Raw genomic sequence first — 2877 nt, 5'->3', positions numbered from 1 at the left:
TTGCACTCTATCGGGCAAAGTCCACCGGCAGGGGGATCACGGCCAATTACTCGACCGAGATGGACCAGGAATTGCGCGAACGCCGGCGGATGGAGGCCGAACTGCGCCAGGCGATCCGGCGCAAGCAATTGCGCACCGCCTTCCAGCCGCTGGTGACGGCGGAAACCGGCAAGGTCGTCGGCTATGAGGCGCTGCTGCGCTGGCACCATCCGGACCTGGGCGAGGTGCCGCCCTCTATCTTCATTCCCATTGCCGAGGAGAGCGGCGCCATCAACACGATGGGCGAATGGGTGTTGCGTTCGGCCTGTCGGACGGCAGCCCAATGGTCGGACGAGTTGAGCGTTGCGGTCAATGTTTCTGCCGTGCAGTTCCGTCGCCGCAACTTTGCCGATCGGGTCTTTGCGATCTTGCAGGAGACCGGCCTTGCCGCGCATCGGCTCGAGCTTGAAATCACCGAATCCGTCCTGCTGCAAGACGAGGCGCTGTCTCGCGACATGCTGCATGCGCTCAAGGCCCATGGGGTGCGGATCGTCATCGACGATTTCGGCACCGGATATTCCTCGCTGAGCAATCTGCGAACCTTCCAGTTCGACAAGATCAAGATCGACCGCAGCTTCATTGCCGCCATGAGCGAGGACAAGCAGGCGCGCGCTATCGTCCGCTCGATTGCCGATCTGGGGCGCAATATCAATGTGCCGGTGCTGGCCGAGGGCGTCGAGAGCAAGGAGCAGCAGGAGATGATCGCGGCCGATGGCTGCACTCATGCCCAGGGCTACTATTTCGGACGTCCGGGCGAGGTCGCCGACACGCCGGCCGGCAATGTGGTTACGCTCGACACAACGAAGCGGCGCGCCTAGCGGAAGCCTGCCGCCACGGTGCGGATTGCCTGCATCAGGGCGGTTGTCGCGAGGGTTGGAATGGTATCGGCGCGCGTCGTAAAGCCGACGGGGCCGGTGGTTTCGCTGGTGTCGACGGGCAATAGAGCGAGCTGGTTTTCCTCGACATCTTTTGCCACGACGCCTTCGGAGATGATCCAGATAGCATCGGTCTGCCGCACATAAGAGCGGCCGAAGGCGTTGGAGACGGTTTCGACTTCGTCACGGATATTGGTGATGCCGTGGGCGAGCAGCATGCGGTCGACATGGTGGCGGATGACGGCGTCGGGCGTGGGCATCAGCACCTGATAGGGTTCAATCAAGCCGAGGTTGAAATCCGGGATGCTGAGGAGCGGATGGTCGGGACGGACGACCATGACGACGCGCTCGGAATAGAGATGCTCGAAGGCGAGGCCGATCATGACGTCGGGCTCGGCCATGCGGCCGATGACCAGATCGACGTCGCCGGTGCGCAGCAGGGACAACAGGTAATTGTTGGGGCCGGTGATGATGCGGGTGTGGACGCCCGGATCTTCGGCGGTGAAGGTTCTTACCGCCGTGGGGAGAATGCGGGCGGAGACGGTGGGGAGTGCGCCGACTTTTACCGTGGTCGCTTCGCCGCCGGACCGGGCGGCGTCGATGCCCTGGCGCAGGGCGGCGATGGACGTGGACGCGTAGCGATAGAACGTTTCGCCAAAGGGGGTGAGAAAGAGTTTTCGGCGCGAGCGATCAAAGAGCGTATTGCCCAAAAACTCCTCAAGTTCCTGCACGGTCTTGCTGGCCGCGGGCTGGGAGATGTTGAGGGCTTCGGCGGCGTTGACGACGCTCCTGAGGCGCGCGACTTCGAGGAAGCACGCGATGTGGCGCAGCTTTATGCGCGGATCGATGATGCGTTGCGCCACGGGTGGCTCCTCCGGTTATGCGAATGGCACTTCAGGGCGTATTTTCTACGCTTCTTGAACCCATCGATAATTCAGAGGTTATAACTCGTCCAGAGCTAATCATTTTACTTGGGGTTTTGGGCGTCTTAAACCGAGACTGAGAGGGAGGCCCCATGAACTTTGCCCGCATCAATGGCGTGCTGCTGCACTATCGTCTGGCTGGACCCGAAGGGGCGCCGGTGGTCGTGCTCGCCAATTCGCTCGGCACGGATGCGCGCATCTGGGACGGGGTGATTTCGCGGCTGGCCGCGACCTATCGCGTTGTTTCCTATGACAAGCGCGGGCATGGGCTGAGCGATATTCCGGCAGGCGACTATAGCCTCGATGACCATCTCGATGATCTCTTTGGGCTGGTCGATCATCTGGGCATTGGGCGATTTGCGCTCGGTGGCGTGTCGATTGGCGGCCTGATTACCCAAGCCGCGGCTTCGCGGGCGCCGGAGCGATTGGCGGCAATCGTGATCTGCAATTCGGCGGCGAAATCGGGCGATCATGCTTTCTGGACGGCGCGGATGAAGGCCGTGCTGGAGAAAGGCGTTGCCTCGATTGCCGATGGCATCATGGAGCGCTGGTTTAGCCCGCAGTTTCGCGCGGAGCGGATCGAGGAACTGGCCGGCTGGCGCAACATGTTTCTGCGCTGTGATGCGCGGGGCTATGCCGCGACCTGCGCCACGCTGCGCGACGCAGATCTGCGGGAAAGAGTCAGCGCGATTGCGTTGCCGACGCTGCTTGTGGCGGGGGAGCAGGATCTCGCCATGCCGGTGGCGCAGGTGCGGGCGACTGCCGAGGCCATTTCTGGTTCGCGGTTCGAAATCTTCCCCGGCGTGGGGCACATTCCATCCATCGAGGCGCCGGAGAAACTGGCCGGCCTGATGCTCGAATTTTTCAAGGAGGCCGGTCATGGCTGACACGACGCTTTATGAGCGGGGCATGGCGACGCGCCGCTCGGTTTTGGGCAATGCCCATGTGGACAATGCTTCGGCCAAGATGACCGCGTTCGATACCGACTTTCAGAGTTTTATCACCGAGGGTGCATGGGGCAGTGTGTGGTCGCGGCCGGG

4 protein-coding genes are annotated in these 2877 nt (G+C 62.3%); 3 read left to right on the top strand and 1 reads right to left on the bottom strand.

Annotated elements, in window-relative coordinates; genetic code table 11:
• Positions 1 to 857 (top strand): putative bifunctional diguanylate cyclase/phosphodiesterase (locus tag ABW043_RS04630; RefSeq protein ID WP_353920059.1); only part of this gene is annotated, 857 nt, incomplete at its 5' end.
• Here ABW043_RS04630 and pcaQ read toward each other — a convergent pair.
• Positions 854 to 1765, bottom strand: coding sequence for a pca operon transcription factor PcaQ (gene pcaQ, locus ABW043_RS04625; protein ID WP_353920060.1), 912 nt, complete (start codon positions 1763 to 1765; stop codon positions 854 to 856). The two genes, ABW043_RS04630 and pcaQ, sit on opposite strands and share 4 nt — an antisense overlap.
• A 164-nt stretch (positions 1766 to 1929) precedes the next feature.
• On the opposite strand from pcaQ, the gene pcaD reads away from it, so the two are divergent.
• Entirely contained in the window at positions 1930 to 2724 is a 795-nt protein-coding gene (pcaD, locus tag ABW043_RS04620; protein WP_353920058.1) for a 3-oxoadipate enol-lactonase, read from the top strand.
• Positions 2717 to 2877: carboxymuconolactone decarboxylase family protein (locus tag ABW043_RS04615; RefSeq protein ID WP_502908595.1), on the top strand; the 161-nt coding region annotated here is incomplete at its 3' end. The genes pcaD and ABW043_RS04615, both read left to right, overlap by 8 nt.

This window comes from Devosia sp., assembly GCF_040509215.1.
In the GTDB taxonomy this organism is placed as follows: domain Bacteria; phylum Pseudomonadota; class Alphaproteobacteria; order Rhizobiales; family Devosiaceae; genus Devosia.
This window is presented reverse-complemented; position numbering and strand designations above follow the sequence as displayed.